Below are 20,343 nucleotides of genomic sequence, written 5' to 3' on the forward strand. Positions count from 1 at the left end.
AAAAAAGCGAGAAATCCACTTTCACGGACGCTCGCTTTTTTCTTGGGCTATTAAATTCTATTTATTCATCTGCATGAATTTCCTCTTCCTGGTTAATTGCTTTTCTAAACACAATTTTACCATCGAAAATATCCATGACAACTGTCTGTGAAGTATCCAGTGTTCCTGCCAATAATGCTTTGGATAATTCGTTGAGCACTTGTTTTTGGATGACGCGTTTTACCGGTCGTGCACCGAAATGCGGATCATAACCTGCTTCAACCAAATGTGCTTTAGCTTCTTCGGTCATGTATATTTTGATTCCTTTGTCGAGTAACATCCGTTTTAACTGATCCAATTGCAATTGAACAATTTGTTTTACGTAACGTTTATTCAAAGGAGTGAAGATGATCGTTTCATCAATCCGGTTTAAAAATTCCGGACGAATGGTTTGTCTCAGTAACTCCAAAACTTTAAATTTCGCTTTCTCCATAGCTTCGTGCAAGTTCTCTTCTTTCACGCCTTCAAAGCTTTCCTGGATGAGATGAGAACCCATGTTGGAAGTCATGATGATGATCGTGTTCTTGAAATTCACCGTTCTTCCTTTATTGTCTGTTAAGCGTCCATCGTCGAGTACCTGAAGTAAGATGTTGAAGACATCCGGATGAGCTTTTTCAATCTCGTCCAGGAGAACGATCGAGTATGGTCTTCTTCGCACGGCTTCCGTTAATTGTCCGCCTTCATCGTAACCAACATATCCCGGAGGCGCTCCGACTAATCTGCTCACACTGTGTTTTTCCTGGTATTCCGACATATCAATGCGAGTCATTGCATTTTCATCATTGAACAGGAAGTCAGCCAATGCCTTTGCGAGTTCGGTTTTACCAACTCCCGTCGGGCCTAAGAAAATGAAGGAACCGATCGGTTTACGCATATCCTGCAATCCGGCTCGGCTTCGTCTCACGGCATCGGAAAGTGCTTCGATCGCTTCTTCCTGGCCAACCACTCGTTTTCCAAGTTCATCCTCTAAGCGAAGTAATTTGGAAACTTCACTTTCAACCATTTTTGATACCGGGATTCCTGTCCATTTCGAAACCACGTCGGCAATTTCCTGTGCGTCTACTTCTTCCTTGATCAACTTGGAATTTGCCTGCATTTCGATCAGTTTTTTCTTAGCTTCTTCCAATTGGATTTCAGCTTCTTTGATTCTACCGTAACGGATTTCGGCAACTTTTCCATAATCTCCCGAGCGTTCTGCCTGATCTGCTTCAAGCTTCAGGTTTTCTATCATTTCCTTGGTCTTTTGAACTCCGTCAACAATGTCTTTTTCGGCCTGCCATTTGGCATTGAAAGCATTACGCTGTTCTTCAAGCGTTGCCAACTCCTTACCCAGAACCTCCAGTTTCCGGGTGTCATTTTCACGTTTAATTGCCTCGCGTTCAATTTCCAGTTGCATGATTCTACGATCCAGTTCATCCAGTTCCTCCGGTTTTGAATTGATTTCCATTCGAAGTTTAGAAGCTGCCTCGTCAATTAAATCGATCGCTTTATCGGGCAAATGGCGTTCGGTAATGTAACGCTGGGACAATTCCACTGCAGCAATGATCGCTGCATCTTTGATGAGAACCTTATGGTGATTCTCATACTTATCTTTGATCCCGCGCAAAATTGAAATAGCATCTTCCGTATCCGGTTCATCTACTAAAACAGGTTGAAAACGGCGAACCAATGCTTTGTCTTTTTCAAAGTATTTTTGATATTCATTTAAAGTGGTTGCTCCAACAGCTCGTAATTCTCCTCTTGCCAGGGCCGGTTTTAAAATGTTGGCAGCATCCATTGCACCTTCTCCGCCACCGGCACCAACTAGTGTGTGAATTTCGTCGATAAACAAAATGATCTCGCCATCAGCGCTGGTTACTTCCTTCACAACAGATTTCAGGCGTTCTTCAAATTCACCTTTGTATTTTGCTCCGGCAACTAAAGCTCCCATATCCAAACTATAAACGATTTTGGATTTCAGGTTTTCAGGAACGTCACCGTCGATAATACGATGGGCAATCCCTTCTGCGATCGCTGTTTTACCAACTCCGGGCTCACCGATCAGAATAGGGTTGTTCTTAGTTCTGCGCGTTAAGATCTGGAGCACCCGACGGATTTCGTCATCACGACCGATTACCGGGTCGAGTTTTCCTTCTTTAGCCAGTTCATTTAAATTCTTCGCATATTTTTCCAACGATTTGTATGTTCCTTCCTGTTGGTTGGAAGTGATTTTTTCTCCGTTTCTTAAATCCATAATGTCTTTTATAACCTTTTTCCGGTCGAGTTTTGCATCTCTTAATAACTGTCCTATCTGATCTTTTGAATCGATCAGTGCAAGGAAGAGCATTTCGATAGTTGCATATTCGTCACCATTTTCTTTTGCGATCTTTAAAGCCGTTTGGAGTGTTTCCTGGGCTTTAGGCGAAAGGTAAATTTGTCCGCCTGAAACTTTACTCTGGCCTTCTAATATCCGGTCTAAAGCAAGTTCTATGGTTTTTGGATTTACCTGTGATTGTTTCAATAAATAGGGAACTACATCCGCATCCTTGAGGAAGATTCCTTTCAATAGGTGTGCATTCTCGATAGCTTGGTGCCCTTCTGTCTGAGCATACTCCTGAGCTGCCTGAATGACTTCCTGAGTTTTGATGGTAAATTGATTGCTATCCATGTTTGTTTTTTTGCTTCTATTTGTCAAATCCTGAACCAAATCACAATTTTGAATAATATCAAGACAAAAAGACAGTTTACAAAAAATCAAACAGACAAAATGACATTATTCAATCTTGTGAGGTGATTGTTTTAAGTAGTAATTTAGCGAAAAATTGGATCAATGTCTAAAATCAAAGAAACATATAAGAAACTCTATCCGTATTTTGTTGATGTTTGGCAATACATTGCGATCATCGTGATTTTCATCATTGCTGCGATATTCATTTTATGAAGACCAACGGAGATTAATATTCAGAGTTTGAAAGTAATTGCCAATTCGCTAGAATCCTTATTTTTGTTCAAAAGTTAAAACCTTGGAAAATCAACTTGAATTATCAATAGTAGTCCCTTTATTTAATGAAGTAGAGTCTTTACCGGAACTGCATGCATGGATCAAGCGTGTATTGAACGATCACAAGCTATCATATGAAATCATTTTCATTGACGATGGTAGTAAGGATGGTTCATGGAAGGTTATTGAGTCATTGAAATTAGCGGATTCGAATGTTCGGGGAATTAAATTTCAGCGCAATTACGGTAAATCTGCCGCTTTGCATACCGGTTTCCAAGCAGCAACGGGGAAAGTCGTTGTAACGATGGATGCCGATCTGCAGGATTCTCCTGATGAGCTTCCGGAATTGCACCGGATGATTACCGTTGATGACTACGATGTTGTCTCAGGCTGGAAGAAAAAACGGTATGATCCGATGACTAAAACGATCCCGACAAAATTATACAACTGGGCAGCACGCCGAATGACCGGAATTCATTTACATGATTTCAACTGCGGATTAAAAGCCTATAAGAATGCAGTCGTGAAGAGTATTGAACTTTACGGCGATATGCACCGCTATATTCCACCTCTGGCCAAGTTTGCCGGATTCAATAAAATAGGGGAGAAAGTGGTTATTCACCAATCCAGAAAATACGGGACGACCAAATTCGGGCTGAATCGTTTTTTAAATGGTCCCCTGGATTTGATGACCGTTGTTTTTATGGGGAAATTCGGTAAAAAACCGATGCATTTTTTCGGGGCAATGGGATCATTACTGTTTATCATCGGGTTTGGGATCGCTGCTTATCTTACAATTGATAAATTATTTTTTCATTCTACGGCAATTAAACTGGCTGAGCGCACAGAATTCTTTATCGGACTTACTGCGATGATCATGGGAGTTCAATTCTTCCTGGCCGGGTTTTTAGCAGAACTGGTCGGGCGTAATTCCTCCAGCCGGAATCATTACCTGATAGAAACCGAAATCTAAATCTCCATGAAAAACTGGCATTTGGATCGATCATGGACCCTTTTCCTGGATCGGGACGGGGTGATCAATGAACGGCTTATGGGTGATTATGTCAAACACAGCGATGAATTCGTATTACTTCCCGGAGTTGCCAAATCCATTGCGAAAGCAAACAAGCTGTTTTCACACGTTTTTGTTGTCACAAACCAACAGGGAATCGGTAAAGGAATCATGACAGAACGTAACCTTTCGGAAATCCACAGTTATTGTAGTGAATTACTGGAAGCTGAAAACGCGCATGTTGACCGATATTATTTTGCACCGAACCTGGCTTCCGAGAATTCACCATTAAGAAAACCAAATTCAGGAATGGCCATCTTAGCAAAGCAGGAGTTTCCAGCAATTGATTTTAATAAATCGATCATGGTAGGTGATTCGGACTCGGACATTGAATTTGGCAGGAAACTTGGAATGAAAACCGTGTTTATAAAACATGAAGGTGTTTTAGAGCATGGAACTGCTGATTTAACTTGTGATTCACTGGAATCATTTATAAACTTATTGAACTATGATGTTTAGAATCATTTTTGTTGCACTATTTATTGTTGCACCTCAGACCTGGGGTCAATCGCTTAATCAGAAAGATACACAGGGAAGAAAACAGGGAGCATGGCAAAAGACTTATCCTAAATCCCGTGCGTTTGAATATAAAGGACAGTTTAAGGATGATAAACCGGTAGGGACATTTACTTATTACTATCCGTCAACGAAAGTAAAAGCAGTTGTTAAACACGATGAAAAAACCGGACGTTCATCTTCCGTGATGTATCACGAAAACGGGGTATTGATGGCAAAAGGAATTTTCAGAAACCAAGAGAAAGACAGTATCTGGGAATATTACGGGCCTTCCGGAAGATTGAGTACCAAGGAAACTTATTCCAAAGGAAAACTGAACGGGAATCAAACGATCTATTACGTGTTTGAAGATCCGAGTGATAAACGTGTCATAGTGGCCAAGGTTACACCTTATAAAATGGGAGTTATCAGCGGAGATGTAATTGAGTATTTCGATACGGGAATTATTAAAAGTAAGGTTACTTATATCAACGGTAAAAAAGAAGGTGTAGCTGTAATAAATCATCCGAACGGAAAGCCGATGATAACGGAACGTTACAAAGGAGGGATTCAGCATGGCTGGCAATCTGCCCATGATCATACAGGAAAAGAAACGGGTAAACAATATTACCGTTACGGAAAGAGGATCGAAGGCAAGGAATTAGAGAAGCATTTAAAGCAACTGAAAGATAAAGGAATCAATCCAAACGGCTAAATTTTTAGTTATATCCGCGTTTTGAACATTTACGAGGCATCGAAAAAGTCTTTTTTAGTACTTTTCGATCCATGTTTAAGAATCTAAAAACCATAGCGGTAGCTATTTTATTACTACTTACTTTTGTTGGAATAAACTCGTGCAAGAAGGATGATCCTGTGCAAATGTACTATGATTACTTTCCTTTGAATGAAGGTCATTACGTGATTTATTCCGTTCACGAAGTACTTGTGGATCAGCAAATCCAACAGAAAGACACCTTTGATTATTTCATAAAAACAGTTATCGGTGCACCTGTGACTGATAATTCAGGTCGAGCAGCGAAACAATTTGAGCGCTATTACAGTTCGGATGCAAACGGACCGTGGACCATTCACGATGTCTGGACCGCTATAATAGATGGACCGAGGGGCGAGCTTGTGGAAGAAAACAACCGCGTAATCAAACTGGTCTTTGCACCCAGCGAGGATGATGAGTGGAATATGAATGCATACAACACATTAGAAGGTCTTGATTGTTATTATTCCAACCTCCATCAGTCCTATTCGGTTGGCAACAACTCTTTTTCCTCTACAGTTACTGTTGAACAAGAGGATTTCAGTTCCTTTATTGATTCACGCAGGAAGTATGAAGTTTATGCCAGGGGAGTAGGAATGGTATACAAGTACTTTAAGGATTTCATTATAATCAACGGAGATCCCACCAATGTAAAGAAAGGACGTGAACTCGAAATGCGACTTGTATCGTATGGTCAGCAATAACCACTTATTCTGATTTCTCCCAACCTGAAATACAGCGGAACTTTAATACTTCACATTCATAATTAAAAATTAATTTTGTCCTGAAAGGAGTTTACAAGTGTTCTTTTATGAAAAGGATTTTTGTGACTTGTTTTTGTTCAATGCGAAAGGATGGAGATAGAAAAAGTTGAAAGGATTAATATTTCATTTATAATTCCGGTATACAATAGACCCAAGGAAGTCGAAGAGTTACTTGAGAGTATGGTTCAACAAACGGAGCATGGATTTGAAGTAGTCATCGTTGAAGACGGTTCCAGCGTTTCTTGTGAAGCAATCTGCGAGAAGTACCAAAATCAACTGAATTTAAGTTATTTTTTCAAGAATAATTCCGGTCCCGGTTTGAGCAGGAATTACGGGAGCGAACGAGCTTCGGGAGATTATTTGATCTTTTTGGATTCCGATTGTATCTTACCGCCTGATTATTTTAAAATTGTCAGCCGGGCCCTGAGCGAGAATTACATAGATGCTTTCGGAGGACCGGATAATGCTCATGCAGATTTTAGTATTTTGCAAAAAGCGATCAATTATTCGATGACCTCTTTTTTGACTACCGGAGGAATCAGAGGTGTTAACGAGAAGCTTGAAAAGTTTCATCCCAGAAGCTTTAATATGGGGTATTCCAAAGATGTTTTTCAGAAATCAAAAGGTTTTTCTCCCATGCGGTTTGGAGAAGATATCGATATGAGTATCCGAATCATAGCATGTGGTTTTAAAACCCGCCTGATAAAAGAAGCTTTCGTATACCACAAAAGAAGAACCAGCTTCAAACAATTCTTTAAGCAGGTTTTTAATTCAGGCATTGCCCGAATTAATTTGTACAAAAGACATCCGCAATCACTTAAAATAGTTCATGCTGCACCGGCATTATTCACAATCGGATGCATTGCACTTGTTTTTCTTTCCATCTTTTGTTCAGTTCTGTTTCTGATTCCCATCGGCATTCACGTAATACTGCTTTTAATTGATTCAAGTATTAAAAACAAGAGTCTCCTAATTGGCTCTGTGTCGGTTATCACCAGTTATATCCAGCTTTTCGGATACGGAACCGGATTTATTACAGCCGTATGGAAACGATTAATCCTGAATAAGAAGGAGTTCGCAGCGTATACGGAAACTTTTTACGACTGATTCACTTAATACAGGGCCTTAAAACAGGTGAAAAATCCAGTTATTTTTTTGAAATGAATGACTTGATTTAAATTCAAGCAGCTATAATCATATAACAATGAAACAGTTCTGTGTTTTACTGTCATATCGGACTAACTGGATTTTGCAGCACTAATGAGTCCGGAAGACGCTGATCCAATTCCGCTTATCTGGATTTTTTTTAAAAGGTTTTGCACATAAGTTGAATTTATTTAGCCGTAAATGATATATTTGCGACCTTAAAATACAATCAATCAAAATGCGTAATAAAGGATTTTTCTGGTTTTTAACGATTTTGCTTACTGCGGTATGTGTATATCAATTATCATTTACTTGGGTAGCAATTAACGTTGAAAACGATGCTGAACGAGAGGCACTGGTGCTAGTTGAAGAGTTAAAGGTAAAAGCTGCGGCTACAGATAGTAATATAGTTGCATTGTCAAATGGAACTGTAATTGACTTCAACAAGCCCGAAGCGTTTGAACTTGCTAAAGCAGCAATGATCAACCAGGTTTTATCTGAGAAAGCAGAAAAATCTGTTTATCCTGTTATCGGAACTAAGTTTAAAGACGTTAAAGCACGCTCATTGGCTTTCGGTTTGGATTTGGTTGGTGGTATGAGTGTAACAATGGAAATTGATGTTCCTGCGTTTGTTAAATCATATGCACGCAGTTCGCGAGACTTAAAATTCCAGGTTCCATTTGATGAAGCATACAGAATTCATACAACCCAAGGTGGAGATTTCATCGATTTGTTCATTGAGCAATTCGAAAAAAGAAATGGTTCCGATAAATTGGTTCGCCAGTTAAATATTTCTGAAGTAAAAGAACTGTCTTACAACACTTCGAATGCGGATGTTGCAAGTTACTTCCATGACAAGATCGCAAGTTCCATGGACGGAGTAGAGCAGATCATGAGTAAGCGTATCAACCAATTTGGGGTTGCACAGCCGAATATTCAGAAGGAATCACGTAAGAACCGTTTATACATTGAACTACCGGGAGTTCAGGATGAAGCAACAGTTGCCAAAAAATTGCAATCAACTGCGAATCTTGAATTCTATGAAACATATGTGTTACAAGATCCGAACATTCAGCAAGGATTGTCTAATGCGAATATTGTTTCAAGAAGCCCTGAGATCAAAAAATCAGCAATAGACACTGCTACAGTTGCAGATACTACTAAACAAGCTCCTGTCAAACCGATCAAATCACTTTCTTTGAAAGGAAAAGGAACAAAAAAACCTTTATTCGATTATTTGAAGGTTCAGCCTGGAATGGGTATTGGTATGGCGAATGCTGAAGACAGAGATGAAATTGATGAAATCCTGAAACGTTCCGATGTTGTCAGTTTATTCCCTGAAGATTTGAAATTCATGTGGGGAGCTAACCTGGAAGATATCGGAGACGGTAAAAAAGGATATGTATTATATGCTGTAAGAATCCCTGAAGGCGGAAAACCAATGGTTGGCGGTGAAGATGTGAAGTCTGCCGTACGTTCATTCAATCAGCAATCACTTCAAACGACAGTAAGCGTAACGATGTCAATTGACGGTTCTCAGAAATGGGCTCAAATGACAGAGAAGAACGTTGGTCGTTCGGTAGCAATTACAATGGATAACGTAGTTTACTCTGCACCGGTTGTAAATGAGCCTATTACCGGAGGAAGCACTGAGATTTCAGGAAACTTTAGTATTGCCGAAGCAGATGATTTATCCGGATTGTTAAACGGAGGATCACTTCCTGCACCATGTGTTATCAAGCAACAAACAAAAGTAGGACCGACGATCGGTAAAGAAAATTCCGAAGCAGGATTGATCTCTTTCGCTTTTGCTTTCCTTGCAGTATTTATCTACATGTATTTCTACTACGGAAGAGGAGGTTTGGTAGCAAACATCGCTTTGGCTGTGAACGTAATCCTGATCTTTGGTTGTTTGGCATCTTTCGGAGCTGTATTGACTCTTGCAGGTATCGCAGGTATCGTACTAACAATTGGTACGGCAGTCGATGCGAATATCCTGATCTTCGAGCGTATCAAAGAAGAAAACGCTCTTGGAAAATCTTCAGAAGAGGCAGTGAATATCGGATTCATCAAAGCATTGCCATCAATCATTGATGCGAACGTAACTCACTTATTGGTTGCGATGATTTTGAAAATTTTCGGAACAGGTGAGATCGAATCTTTTGCTACGACATTGATCGTCGGGATCTTTACTTCTGTTTTCTCTGCAATTATTATTTCCAAACTGATCATTACATCTTCATTGGAAAAAGGAAGAAAAATTTCTTTCAGCACGAAATACACACACAACATGTTCTCAAACTTCCGTTTCGATTGGATCGGTAAGAGAAAATACTTCTACATCTTCTCTATTACGGTTACAATCCTTGGAATTGCGGCTTTTGCAACAAGAGGTCTGAAACAAAGTGTTGAATTTACGGGAGGTAGAACTTTCGGTGTGAAAATGGATAAGCCTGCAGATATCGAAACTATCAGAAAGGCAATGGAGTCTGTTTTTATTGAACCTAACGGTGAAAAATCGAATGTGGAGATCAAGAACAAATCAAATTCTTATAACGTAGAGATCACAACAAACTATTTGTTGGCTGATGCTTCTGCTACTTCAAAAGTAGAGGAGAAAATGAAAGAAGGATTTGAAACGATCAAACATAAGTCCGGAGATATCCAGGTAACGGATACACGTTCGATCTCTGCTTCTGTTTCCGAAGAAATGTGGTCTTCTGCCACACTCTCAATTACGTTGGCTTTGATCGCAATTTTTGCCTACATCTTCATTCGATTCGGTCAGTGGCAATATTCACTTGGAGCGATCATAGGATTGGCTCATGACGTTTTATTCGTACTTTCCGTATTCTCATTACTTCACGGGTTCCTGCCTTTCAGTCTGGATGTGAACCAGGCGTTTATCGCTGCGATCCTCACAGTAATCGGATATTCGATGAATGATACTGTGATTGTGTTTGACCGTATCCGTGAAAGTTTGAATTTTGATAAGAACCAGCATGAGGCGAAAGAAGTAATCAATGATGCATTGAATAAGACCTTGAGTCGTACGTTCAACACATCCATGATCTTATTTGTGGTGTTGCTTATCATGTTTATTTTCGGTGGACCTGCAATCAAAGGATTCTTGTTTGCGTTACTTGTCGGTGTTGTGATCGGAACGTATTCTTCCCTGTGTGTTGCTACACCTATCCTGGTTGACTTTACGAGATCATTTAAGATCAAGACTAAGAAATAAGTATACTTAACTAATTAAAAGCGGCTCTTCAATAGATGAGCCGCTTTTTTATGCCTTTTTTTACAACCTTTAGGTAAGAGCAACATCAGAATAGAAAGTAAAACACACAGACCATGATAGTTATCGTTTCACTCGTTCTCGCATTACTTGTAGGGAATATTTTAATCCAAAGAAAAGACTGAAGGGCTATAGCCCAGAAAGAGAATGAGAGCGAGAATGAGGATTGAAACATCCTTCTCATTCTGAATCATTTATCCTCCGAAGGGAATTTTTACTGTTTCCTGATTTTTTCTAAGGTAATAACGCAGAATCGTTCTGGCATCCTTATCCTCGGGATGCAAATCAATAAATCGAAGCCAATTCCTATGCGCTTGCTTTAATGTGTAGTAAGGTACAAAGCCGAAACCACGATATGAGCCATTTTCGATCCATATGACGCTCTTTTCACGCTTGTCCCGACCATTTTCCACTATAAAGAAATTATCGTCGTCAAACGTCAGTAAATTGATCAATTCGCTAACTCTTAAATTGTAGGATTCTGGATTTTCTGTTCCCACACAAGCTCCGTGGCATCTGCGTACCTGGTATCCGAAACAACTTCCGCTGCTTTTTTCCAGGCTGCACAATTTTTGACAAAGCTGATGTTTTTCAACGAGGTTAAAAATATAGTCGTTGGCTTCCCGCTTGGTGGTAAAAGTAGTAATCGGAGCGCTGGATGTTTTACTGATCTTATCGACATAAAGCTGCACATATCCTGCCTGATCCTCATAATCAAACAAACCGTAAGCAAAGGTGCTTTTTCTGAGCGCACGGTTGTATTGTGGTTTGTGCACCTTAATCAGTTCCGATTCAAAAAGCAAAGCGATTAACTCCGAACCCGTTAATTCGAATTCAATACGGGCAATTTCCTGCCTCATCACCGAACCTTTAAGGGTTTTGACGTTTTTTAAATGCTGTTCGATCCGTTTCCTGATGTGTTTGCTTTTCCCAATATAGATAAGCTGATTGGTATCATTATAGAACTTATAAACTCCGGGTTTATTCGGAATTTCTTCTAGAATTTCAAGGTCCAGATTCGGATGCAGGATTTTAGGATTGACCTCTTCCTGGATAAATGTCTGTAATCCTTTTGAATCCGTTTTATGTAAAAGAGTGAACAGATGAGCTGTTGCTTCTGCATCGCCCTTCGCACGGTGCCGGTCTGTAAGATTAATACCAAGTGCCTTCGTAAGTTTTCCAAGACTGTAGGACTCGTGGTTTGGAATCACATAGCGTGAAGCCCTTACAGTGCATAAATGAGCTTTACGGTAATCATAACCAAGCAATTTGAATTCATGGCGAATGATTCCGTAATCAAAGCCCACGTTGTGAGCTACGAAAATACAATCGTTCGTAAATTCAATGATCTGTTTTGCTATTTCGTAGAATTTGGGAGCATCCTCTACCATCTTGTCGTGAATTCCTGTCAACCTTGAGATAAATTCAGGGATAGGCATTTCAGGATTTACAAGTGTTGAAAATGAATCAATTATTTGAATTCCGTCATGCTTATATATAGCGATCTCAGTAATCTTTGAAGATTTGGTTGATCCACCGGTTGTTTCAATATCTACAATTGCATAATTCACGGCACAAATTTACGGATTTTTTAGTGCTTGATTTGTCAATCTATTGTCACATCACCAGGAAAATTAGCTGAAGTCAGGGATAATTCCTTAAATTTGTTGAAAATTGTATCAAAATGGCAAATAAGAGATTAATCAAAAAACAATTGAACGGAATGATCATCGACGTTCTTGATGAGTGTTTTTCAATCCAATTGTATAACGAATCTAAAACAGAGGCTACAGAGAAATTAATTGACGAAGCTTTAAGTTTTGGAGATGATGTTTTGACTAAGATTCACGAAGCTAAATCAAAGAAAGATTTCCCTGCTATCCGTCAGATGATGGAAGATAAGGGTGTTTATTTTGTTGAAGAATTAAACGGATTGCAATAAAATCAGATGATTTTAATAAAAAACACGTAGGGACGCGATTAATCGCGTCCCTACGTGTTTAATGCACTAATTTTTTTCGCATCCAGAGATCACAGGCAAAATGTCCTGAATTTCCATATGGACGATCGAGGTATTCAAATCCCAAATGTTCATACAAACCAACAGCTATATGTAACTCCGGAAGTGTTTCCAGGTAAAGCTCCCGATAACCTTCAGAAGTAGCTGCTGCAATGGATCTTTCGATCAGTTGTTTTCCTAATCCGGTACCACGATAGCTTTTCGCAACATATAATTTGACTAATTCAACGCAGCCTTCAGGTAATCCCTCAGTCGGATAAATTCCGCATCCACCGGCAATGATTCCATTTTCTTTCGCAATAAAATAGTGGGATTGGCCGGTTTTAAAAAGTTCAAATAAAGCATCGGTTGTGGGGTCGGTGAATACGGTTCCCGGTTTATTGGCTCCAAATTCAGTTAAAACTTCCCTGATCAGTTCTGCAATTGCCGCATTGTCTTCCTGTTTTATGTGTTCGATAGAGATCATGCCCTGAAATAGCGTTTTAAGTTTAATATTGGTTTTTCGAACCAGCGATAAGAAATAACAGATAATAAGCTATTGGAGAATAGTAAAATGAAAAAATAAAGAATAAAATAAGCTGCATGCTGATTCCAATTTACTGACTCGAAGGTTTTACAAAGATAGTAAATGAGTAAACTGTGAAATAAATAGAATCCATAAGTCAGTTTACCGGCCCGTGCAAAATAAGGGATTCGATCAGCTTTGAAAAAAGAATGCCTTGCTCTTAATTGCTCTACTAAAACAAAGGCGAAGAAGGTTCCGGAAACTAATCTTTCGAAAGCAATTAATCTTCCGGGAAGGATCTTATGTGAAACAAAGAGGAATGAAATTCCAAGAAGATAAATGAGTGCGATCTGCCATTTTTTTAACTCCTCTACAATCCTGATCCCTGATCTTTCAAAAACCAGGGTTGCCAATAATCCTCCTATCGCCATATCGGAAATAACACTCAGCGTATGGTAATAAATGAAAGCAGGATTGTCAGCATGGTAAAATCTGAAAGCGAATGAGCCTCCTACAACCAGTAAAAAGAAAATCCGGAAGGAACGGATCGTTTTCCATTGAAAAAAACCGATCACTAAGGCCCAGCCGATATAGAACTGTTCTTCAATACTCACACTCCAGGTAGCAGTAAGAAAATTCAAAGAATCCCTACTGCCATTGATGATCTCATCGAAATTTGACAAAAACAGACTGTAGCGCCAAAACTCGTGAACGGTATGAATTCCGAACGGGAGATAAGGGAATAGGAAAAACCCGAAAAGTACAATAACAAAATAAAGAGGCCAAAGCCTCAGGATCCGTCGGATGAGAAAGAAGCCAATATGAATTTTTCCACGTTCTTTCAGTTCTTTCAGGAGCAGATACGTAATTAAGAATCCACTCAGTACAAAAAAGAGATTGACACCATAATGTCCGATGGAAGTCAGTTTTCGAACCGCTATAAAAGGTGCGGATTCAAAAAACGATCCCCACACTTCCCTGTTAATTGTAAACGCGTGAAAAAGAAAAACCATGAAAGCACCAATGAATCGCAATCCATTCAGGTTTTCAAAGTGAATTTTTTCTTGTTGCATGTTCGGCTCTTGGTTTCTTCCCTGGGAAGTTGTCCAAATGTAATCATTTCGATTTTTCCGTCTCACTTTGTCTCAAACCTTTGTTGGTCTTCGTCTTCAAAACCGCGACTTTTTTTAACTTTGCACCAAATTTTTATCTACATGGCATTCGACGTAGCAATTATTGGTGGTGGAATCATAGGTGCGGCAACACTTTATAAAATGCAGAAACGTTACCCTGACCTGGCAATTGTTTTGATTGAAAAAGAAGCGAAACTTGCTGATCATCAAACGGGAAATAATTCCGGGGTTATTCACAGCGGTCTGTATTATAAACCAGGTTCATTAAAAGCTAAAAATTGTGTTTCAGGACGCCATGAATTAGTTGCTTTTGCCAAAGAACACCATATTGCTCATGATGTTTGCGGAAAAGTAGTTGTAGCGGTGGATCCTTCCGAACTGTCCAATATGGACAAGATCTTTCAGAATGGATTGGCGAACAATACAGAAGGAATTGAAATGATCGACGCGAAACGCGTAAAGGAAATCGAACCTTACGTAGAAAGTATCGGTGGCATCTGGGTCCCGTGTACCGGAATTATTGATTTTCGCGGAGCTACGGAGAAAATGGCTGAGATTGCACTTTCCATGCAGCCGAAAAGCGCCATGAAGTTAAGTCACGAAGTAGTAGGAATTGACCGTTCATCCGAAAGAACAATCATTGCAACAAATAAAGGAAACATTGAAGCTAAATTCCTGATTTTCTGCGGAGGATTGCAAGCGGATCGTTTGGCAAAGAAAGACGGAGTAAAGTTGAAAGAGAAAGTAGTTGGTTTCCGGGGTGATTATTATGAATTAACCGAAGAAGCGAAATACAAAGTAAAAAATCTGATCTACCCGGTTCCAAATCCTGATTTTCCCTTCCTTGGAGTGCACTTTACCCGCATGACAAATGGTGAAATCGAATGTGGTCCGAATGCCGTTTTTACATTTAAACGAGAAGGTTACGGAAAAACCGACTTTTCATTTAAGGATACGTTTGATGCTTTAACTTATAAAGGAACCTGGAAATTGTTTTTCAATAATATGAAATTCGGGATCGATGAATATCGCAGGGCATTTTCAAAACGCTTATTCCTAAAAACATTGCAGCGCATTATTCCAACTTTGACGATGGAAGATATTCATCCGGGAAGAGCAGGGGTGAGAGCACTTCTATTGGCAGAAGACGGAGATACACGTGACGATTTCCGTTTCGAATTCCATGAAAACTCAATCCATGTTTTGAATGCACCTTCACCGGCAGCAACAGCATCGCTGGCAATTGGTGGCCAGATCGTAGACGAGGCCGAAAAGCATTTCGGATTAAAATAGATTCAATTTAGTTGAGATATAGCTGATAATTTTCCTGATGCAGGGTGATATAGTATTCATGCCTTGCATATTCAATGTGGATTAAATCTGCTTGTTTTAAGATCTCAATATGTCTGTGAATGGTAGAAACGTTCATTTCCAGCTTTTTGCACATATCGACATTTCTGAATGAGCCATAATTAAGAAGAATCTTTATCATTTTAAATCTTGCGGGGTGTGCAATTGCTCTTCCAAACTGTGAACCGCTTATTTCTTCAGGTGAATAATTGTAATCTTTTCTTGCTCCCATTTGAGTAATTGTTTTAGTAAATAATGAATTGATTTATTTTAAGTTAGTTGAAAAGTTCATTTGAAACAATAGCAAATTTGTTAAATTCAGAAATTGCAACATGGCAATATTGCAATGTTGGAAAATAGCAATATGTGAATATTGCAAAATGCTTTTGGTGATCTACGTTTCCAACAGCATGCTCTGAATGATTTACTTAATCACTGACATAACATAGCCTTATTAATTATAATATATGCCCGTTACTCAAACTTTTTGAATAAATAATAAGTGATTTACTTGTTTAAGAGACAAATTATTATATATTTGTTATGTTACTCTAAATAACAAACTGATATCTTGAGTAGCCATTTTTTTTGGCTAACTTCAACAAGATCTGAATACTCGACTAATCTAGTAGAATTATAACTGACTGTTGCGTTTTGGTAAAATAGGCTGACTGTTTAGTCAAAAAGGAAGTCTTTAAAACAGATGACTTGACTAAATTTTTTTGGAGGGTTATTATTAAAACACACATCTATTAATTAACATTTGTCTACTATAGACCGATGCTACTAACTGTTAGATTTATGAAAAAAGTTCTGTTCAAATGGACTAAAGGTATTGCAGCATGCGTGCTTTTTAGTTCGACAGCGTTTTCACAGGAGGAGCACCAGCTCATTACCACTCCACAACTCAAAATATCCTATGTGGGTGGCCTTTGTGACGTTGAATCGGGAAAACAAGCTTATCAATTTGCTTTTTTAAAAATTGAGAACCTGACAAATACTGCTTTGCATGTCGGTTTTAATATTGTTACTCAATTTGCTGAAGGCTGTTCTGGCTGCAATGCAAATGATGAGAGTCTCTACTACTTAAGTTTGACACCCAATCAGGTCTTTACAGCTGATTGCGGAACAGACGACAAGTCGAAAATCTATCTTCGTAATCCCAATTTTTCGGGAGCATGGAACTTCCAGGAACTACGAATCGAAAACTTGGTTGTTGAATAAAAGATAAGACGCCGGTCTATCGAATTATTCGACTTAGGATTAATTAATATTTACTGAACTACTATGAAAGCAACATTACTTTTAATGTGCTTACTCGGTGCTATTACCGGGTATTCACAAACCTGCTCTGTCACGATCGCAGGTCCCAATCCCCTTCAGGTATGTCCGGGAACTTCAATTACGCTAACAGCCACAGGGACAATAACACAGGCAAACCAGTCATTTAATTTCAATAACAACGCGCTTCCGCCGGGATGGTCAACTTCCGGAACAGCGAACTATGGTGTGTTGTGTGGGAATTCGATGGATAACACCCCTTATTTCTGGGCTTCAACGGCTGCGGGAACACCTCAAATTACCACCGATAATTTTGATGTGTGTTCGGGAGGAACCCTGGATTTTGAGATGAGATATGCTGTTCAGGCAGGTGGCGTTCCATGTGAGGGACCGGATGAACAAGACGAAGGAGTTTCCATTCAATACAGTATTGATGGAGGTGTTACCTGGATTGAATTCGTTTATTTCAGTCCATGGGGATTTCAATTAGGAGCTAATCCGGGAGGAAATGCATCAATTAACGGTGCAACAGCCTATACGAACTGGAATAATTTTTCAATTCCGATTCCGGCAGCAGCTGCAACAACAAATACTATGTTCCGATGGATTCAGACCAATTCATCAGGAGGTTGCTGTGACAACTGGGGATTGGATAACATTTTTATCAATGCAGGTCCGTGTTTAACAACCAGTATCGGTTGGGATATTCCTGGGAGTAATACACCTTCTTCCAATACAATTACTATCCCAATTTATAGTGATACAGTAATTGTAGCAGGATTGTATGATCCGAACGGAGTTCTTTTGTGTCAATCTGCTCCTTTCACGGTGAACATTTTCACTCCTTTCATTGATGGCGGTCCGGATCAGACGATCTGTGCAGGTCAAAATGTAACTCTTAATGGTTCCAGCGGAACAAACTTTGTTTGGGATAACGGTGTTACGGATGGTGTAGCTTTTGCTCCTGCAACTACTCAAACATATACTGTCAATGGAATTGATTTGAATGGTTGTGCAGCAACAGACCAGGTTCTTGTCACTGTAAATCCTTCCAACGTATATACCTTATCTTATCCAAACCCGGAGTATTGCATGGATGCCGCTGATCCTACCCCTGCGCTGTCAACTCCTGTTGCCGGAACTTACAGCGTTGCACCGGCTACAGTAACCATCGATGCAAACACAGGACTTTTGGATCTGTCGTCGAGTACAACAACCACAAGTGAAGTGTATACTGTTACATTTACGCCATCAGTTCCGTGTTACCAGGCGGTTACAACCCAGGTAACAATTAATGCACTACCTGTTGTAGATGCTGGAATTGATGCTGCTATTTGTGATGGTGATCAAATGATGATGCTTGCGACAGGAACAGCCGCCAATTACTTCTGGGGAGCAAATGTTCCTAATGGAACTATGGTAGCACCTTCTGTTACGACTACCTATACTGCTACCGGAACAAGCGCAGCGGGCTGCATAAATACAGACAATCGGGTAATAACTGTAAATCCGTTACCGAATGCAACGATTACAGGAAGTACGACAGTTTGTTTGAATGATCTGCAACCAACAGTTACATTTACAGGATCTGGTGCAACTGCTCCATATACATTCAGTTATACTTACAACGGAGGTGCACCTGTACAGGTTATCTCGAATGCTGCAGGAGTAGCAACGATCGGAATACCTACAAATATTGCCGGCAATCATCAGTATGCGATCATCAGTGTTGAAGACGCAAGTGCAACAACTTGTTTAAGTCAGCAGCAAGGATTGGTTACGGTTGTGGTAAATGATTTGCCTACAGCTTCCATTGCCGGAGACATCACTATTTGTCAATTCTCAAATCAGCCACAGGTTACTTTTACCGGTGGAAATACTGTTGGACCGTATACATTTACCTATACGCTTAATGGTGGTGCTCAGCAGACCATTACAACATTGAATGGTTCAAATTCGGCAACGATCACTGTGCCAACAACGGTTGTGGGGAATTTTGCTTACACATTAATAAGTGTTGAAGATGGCTCTCTAACAGGATGCCTTGCAAATCAGGGGGGTACGGCAACAGTGAGTGTGAACCCCTTACCAAATGCCAGTATTGCGGGTGATACGAGTTTGTGTTTGTATGAGAATTCACCCCTTGTGACCTTCGAGGCAACAAATGGAGTTTCTCCCTTCACCTTCACTTATTCTTTGAACGGAGGAGCACCTCAGACAATTGTTTCTCCAAGCGGACAGGCAACTATTCCGGCACCAACAAATGTTCCCGGAGATTATATCTATCAATTGATTTCGGTACAGGAAAGTTCCGCATCGATGTGTTCTAATGCCATTGGAACTGATGTTATGGTAAGAGTTTGGGATTTACCAACTGTATTTGCGGGGAATGATTTCTCGATTTGTGACGGGGACTGGGTTACTTTAAACGGTCAGGGAGCTGCTACTTATATCTGGGACAATAATGGAATCGACGGAGTTCCTTTTCTTCCTCAAACAACGCTGAATTATACCGTTGTAGGAACAGATGTAAACGGATGTACGAATACAGATGTGATCCAGGTTACCGTAGTTCCGATTCCCCAGGTCGATTTTACAGCCACAGAAGTTGCAGGATGTTCTCCTTTGATAACAACCCTGACAAATCAATCGACCGGAAATTTGACTAATTGTCAATGGACCTTATCCAATGGATCACAATACAACGGATGCGGTTCTATCAACCTGGAGTTGACAGAAGCAGGATGCTACGATGTCACATTAACTGTTTCGACTCCCGAAGGTTGTGCAAATACAGGAACAAAACCCGCATTTTTATGTGTGTATCCAAATCCGATTGCTGACTTTGATCTAACTCCGAGTGAAGTTGAAACATCCAATACTTTTGTCAATTTCTTTAATAATTCATACGGTGCAGTAAGTTACTCCTGGGATTTTTCGGATGGTTCTTCAGGCAGTACTGCTGAAAATCCAACACATGTTTTCCCGGATGATGAAGGAGGATATTATATTGTATATCTGGAAGCCATTAGCAGCGACGGTTGCCGGGATACAGCAGCGAGAACCGTTCATGTCGGAGAAGACCTGATTTATTATGTTCCGAATGCCTTTTCACCGGATGGCGATGAATTTAACAACGTCTTCAAACCTATTTTAACGACAGGATTTGATGTGAACAGTTATCATCTTCAAATCTTCAACAGATGGGGAGAACTCATTTTCGAATCTCTGAATTATGAGGAAGGATGGGATGGTACTTATCACGACGAAAAATTGTTGGATGGAACTTACATCTGGAAGATAAAAGTAAAGAACAGAAGTTCGGATAAGAAAGTAGAATTGGACGGGCATGTAACATTGTTGAAGTAAAGTAAATTAATATTGGTTTTGGTAAAAGTCGTCTCAAGTTTAAACCTGAGGCGATTTTTACTTTATAAAGCAAATCCGGATTCCTTTTTTCAACGTATTTTTGGGCAAAGCAAAAGCAA

The 20,343-nt window shown here is 39.8% G+C and carries 15 protein-coding genes; 10 read left to right on the top strand and 5 right to left on the bottom strand.

The window, feature by feature from the left end; genetic code table 11:
• Nucleotides 1–61: 61 nt before the first annotated feature.
• Nucleotides 62–2,686 (bottom strand): ATP-dependent chaperone ClpB, encoded by a 2,625-nt coding sequence (gene clpB / locus K0S23_RS00615; protein ID WP_300352837.1) that lies wholly within the window; start codon nt 2,684–2,686, stop codon nt 62–64.
• A 355-nt stretch (nt 2,687–3,041) separates the two neighbouring features.
• Between clpB and K0S23_RS00620 the strand changes: the two genes are divergently transcribed.
• The 6 genes from K0S23_RS00620 (at nt 3,042) to secD (ending at nt 10,509) form a co-directional block, all read left to right on the top strand.
• Complete coding sequence (locus K0S23_RS00620) at nt 3,042–3,992, top strand: glycosyltransferase family 2 protein (protein WP_300352839.1); 951 nt, start codon at nt 3,042–3,044, stop codon at nt 3,990–3,992.
• A 6-nt stretch (nt 3,993–3,998) separates the two neighbouring features.
• Nucleotides 3,999–4,550, top strand: a complete 552-nt coding sequence (locus K0S23_RS00625; RefSeq protein ID WP_300352841.1) for an HAD-IIIA family hydrolase — start codon at nt 3,999–4,001, stop codon at nt 4,548–4,550.
• Nucleotides 4,540–5,301: a hypothetical protein gene (locus tag K0S23_RS00630; RefSeq protein ID WP_300352844.1), complete on the top strand. Its 762-nt coding sequence runs from the start codon at nt 4,540–4,542 to the stop codon at nt 5,299–5,301. The genes K0S23_RS00625 and K0S23_RS00630 overlap by 11 nt, the downstream gene beginning before the upstream one ends.
• 71 nt (nt 5,302–5,372) lie before the next feature.
• A complete protein-coding gene (locus K0S23_RS00635; protein ID WP_300352847.1) occupies nt 5,373–6,062 on the top strand; it encodes a hypothetical protein in 690 nt (229 codons plus the stop codon).
• Between the two features lie 150 nt (nt 6,063–6,212).
• On the top strand, nt 6,213–7,229 hold the full coding sequence (locus K0S23_RS00640; protein ID WP_366944272.1) for a glycosyltransferase: 1,017 nt from the start codon (nt 6,213–6,215) through the stop codon (nt 7,227–7,229).
• A gap of 277 nt (nt 7,230–7,506) precedes the next feature.
• Nucleotides 7,507–10,509: a protein translocase subunit SecD gene (secD, locus tag K0S23_RS00645; RefSeq protein ID WP_300352850.1), complete on the top strand. Its 3,003-nt coding sequence runs from the start codon at nt 7,507–7,509 to the stop codon at nt 10,507–10,509.
• A gap of 251 nt (nt 10,510–10,760) precedes the next feature.
• On the opposite strand, the gene K0S23_RS00650 is transcribed toward secD, so the two are convergent.
• Entirely contained in the window at nt 10,761–12,137 is a 1,377-nt protein-coding gene (locus K0S23_RS00650) for an exonuclease domain-containing protein (protein ID WP_300352853.1), read from the bottom strand.
• A gap of 113 nt (nt 12,138–12,250) precedes the next feature.
• Here K0S23_RS00650 and K0S23_RS00655 point away from each other — a divergent pair, with 113 nt between their 5' ends.
• Nucleotides 12,251–12,508 carry a hypothetical protein gene (locus K0S23_RS00655; protein WP_300352856.1) on the top strand — a complete coding sequence of 86 codons (258 nt, stop codon included), beginning with the start codon at nt 12,251–12,253 and terminating at the stop codon, nt 12,506–12,508.
• Nucleotides 12,509–12,566: 58 nt separating this feature from the next.
• Here the strand turns inward: K0S23_RS00655 and K0S23_RS00660 are convergent, their stop codons facing one another.
• Together K0S23_RS00660 and K0S23_RS00665 are read right to left on the bottom strand one after the other, a co-directional pair.
• Nucleotides 12,567–13,052, bottom strand: a complete 486-nt coding sequence (locus tag K0S23_RS00660) for a GNAT family N-acetyltransferase (protein WP_300352858.1) — start codon at nt 13,050–13,052, stop codon at nt 12,567–12,569.
• Entirely contained in the window at nt 13,049–14,164 is a 1,116-nt protein-coding gene (locus K0S23_RS00665) for an acyltransferase (protein ID WP_300352861.1), read from the bottom strand. The genes K0S23_RS00660 and K0S23_RS00665 overlap by 4 nt, the downstream gene beginning before the upstream one ends.
• A 141-nt stretch (nt 14,165–14,305) precedes the next feature.
• Here K0S23_RS00665 and lhgO point away from each other — a divergent pair, with 141 nt between their 5' ends.
• Entirely contained in the window at nt 14,306–15,517 is a 1,212-nt protein-coding gene (lhgO, locus tag K0S23_RS00670; RefSeq protein WP_300352863.1) for an L-2-hydroxyglutarate oxidase, read from the top strand.
• Nucleotides 15,518–15,524: 7 nt separating this feature from the next.
• Here the strand turns inward: lhgO and K0S23_RS00675 are convergent, their stop codons facing one another.
• On the bottom strand, nt 15,525–15,806 hold the full coding sequence (locus tag K0S23_RS00675) for a helix-turn-helix domain-containing protein (protein WP_300352865.1): 282 nt from the start codon (nt 15,804–15,806) through the stop codon (nt 15,525–15,527).
• Nucleotides 15,807–16,375: 569 nt separating this feature from the next.
• Here K0S23_RS00675 and K0S23_RS00680 point away from each other — a divergent pair.
• Both K0S23_RS00680 and K0S23_RS00685 read left to right on the top strand, forming a co-directional pair.
• A complete protein-coding gene (locus tag K0S23_RS00680) occupies nt 16,376–16,798 on the top strand; it encodes a hypothetical protein (RefSeq protein ID WP_300352868.1) in 423 nt (140 codons plus the stop codon).
• 63 nt (nt 16,799–16,861) lie between these two features.
• Nucleotides 16,862–20,224, top strand: a complete 3,363-nt coding sequence (locus tag K0S23_RS00685; protein WP_300352871.1) for a gliding motility-associated C-terminal domain-containing protein — start codon at nt 16,862–16,864, stop codon at nt 20,222–20,224.
• Nucleotides 20,225–20,343: the final 119 nt, after the last annotated feature.

The organism is Fluviicola sp. (assembly GCF_029266855.1).
Taxonomy (GTDB): domain Bacteria; phylum Bacteroidota; class Bacteroidia; order Flavobacteriales_D; family Crocinitomicaceae; genus Fluviicola.

Bases quoted from the DNA above. Each gene is read 5' to 3' on its own strand.
- K0S23_RS00635 (WP_300352847.1), top strand. From the start codon at position 5,373: ATGTTTAAGAATCTAAAAACCATAGCGGTAGCTATTTTATTACTACTT.
- K0S23_RS00625 (WP_300352841.1), top strand. From the start codon at position 3,999: ATGAAAAACTGGCATTTGGATCGATCATGGACCCTTTTCCTGGATCGG.
- secD (WP_300352850.1), top strand. From the start codon at position 7,507: ATGCGTAATAAAGGATTTTTCTGGTTTTTAACGATTTTGCTTACTGCG.
- K0S23_RS00630 (WP_300352844.1), top strand. From the start codon at position 4,540: ATGATGTTTAGAATCATTTTTGTTGCACTATTTATTGTTGCACCTCAG.
- K0S23_RS00685 (WP_300352871.1), top strand. From the start codon at position 16,862: ATGAAAGCAACATTACTTTTAATGTGCTTACTCGGTGCTATTACCGGG.
- clpB (WP_300352837.1), bottom strand. From the start codon at position 2,686: ATGGATAGCAATCAATTTACCATCAAAACTCAGGAAGTCATTCAGGCA.
- K0S23_RS00660 (WP_300352858.1), bottom strand. From the start codon at position 13,052: ATGATCTCTATCGAACACATAAAACAGGAAGACAATGCGGCAATTGCA.
- K0S23_RS00640 (WP_366944272.1), top strand. From the start codon at position 6,213: ATGGAGATAGAAAAAGTTGAAAGGATTAATATTTCATTTATAATTCCG.
- lhgO (WP_300352863.1), top strand. From the start codon at position 14,306: ATGGCATTCGACGTAGCAATTATTGGTGGTGGAATCATAGGTGCGGCA.
- K0S23_RS00680 (WP_300352868.1), top strand. From the start codon at position 16,376: ATGAAAAAAGTTCTGTTCAAATGGACTAAAGGTATTGCAGCATGCGTG.
- K0S23_RS00655 (WP_300352856.1), top strand. From the start codon at position 12,251: ATGGCAAATAAGAGATTAATCAAAAAACAATTGAACGGAATGATCATC.
- K0S23_RS00675 (WP_300352865.1), bottom strand. From the start codon at position 15,806: ATGGGAGCAAGAAAAGATTACAATTATTCACCTGAAGAAATAAGCGGT.
- K0S23_RS00665 (WP_300352861.1), bottom strand. From the start codon at position 14,164: ATGCAACAAGAAAAAATTCACTTTGAAAACCTGAATGGATTGCGATTC.